We start from the raw sequence: 772 nt of genomic DNA, 5'->3' as shown, positions 1-772 counted from the left end.
CACTGCTTAACGCCTGTCCATTCAGGTCGGCAAGCCCTGCCGCCATAATATTTACACTGGCATTCACATCCCGGTCTTGTTCTGCACCACAGTTGAGGCACAGTACCGACCGCACAGACAGATCCAACTTCCCCCACCGATAACCACAGCAGGAGCAAACCTGCGAGGTGGGTTCCCATCGGCTGATCACCCTCACCTCTCGGTCTTGGATCAGGGTTGCCTTGGCTTCACACATTGTTCTGATGTCTCGCCATCGGGCCCGACTAATCGCCCTGGCTAGACACCGATTTTTCACCATCCCGGCAACGTTGAGATCTTCCAGTACGACCACACTGTTTTCTCGCACCAAACGGCTCGCCAGCTTTTGGTTAGTATCCTTACGGATATCCCGTTGCTTTGCTTCCGTCCGAGCGATAGCATTCCGCAACGACTCACGCCGCCTTGACCCTTTCGTAGCTCTGGCTAGTTTGCGTTTACCTTTACGGAGCTTCTGATCTAAAGCACGGGTGTCCCTGGCTTTGACCTTTTCGCCCGTGCTTAATGTGGCTAAGGTTTCAATGCCCAGATCTACGCCGACCCCTTGGTTTTTGGGTTCGACGGTGACAGGCTCCACCTCTACCACAAAGCTAAGAAAATACCGACCCGCACAGTCCTTGAGCACTGTAACTGAACTGGGTTCAGAGGGCAGTGGCCTTGACCACTTCGTTTTCAGCTTGCCAATCTTGGCGAGGTAAACTTTCCCGGCCTTGATGGAAAATCCCCGCTGGGTAAA

Annotated in this window: 1 protein-coding gene; it reads right to left on the bottom strand. The window is 53.8% G+C overall.

What is annotated here, in order from left to right:
* A partial coding sequence (locus tag K4A83_RS22745; protein ID WP_407810282.1) for an RNA-guided endonuclease InsQ/TnpB family protein occupies window positions 1–772 on the bottom strand: 772 nt, incomplete at both ends.

Origin of the sequence: Spirulina subsalsa FACHB-351, assembly GCF_026130165.1 — a bacterium.
GTDB lineage: Bacteria > Cyanobacteriota > Cyanobacteriia > Cyanobacteriales > Spirulinaceae > Spirulina_A > Spirulina_A subsalsa_A.
This window is presented reverse-complemented; position numbering and strand designations above follow the sequence as displayed.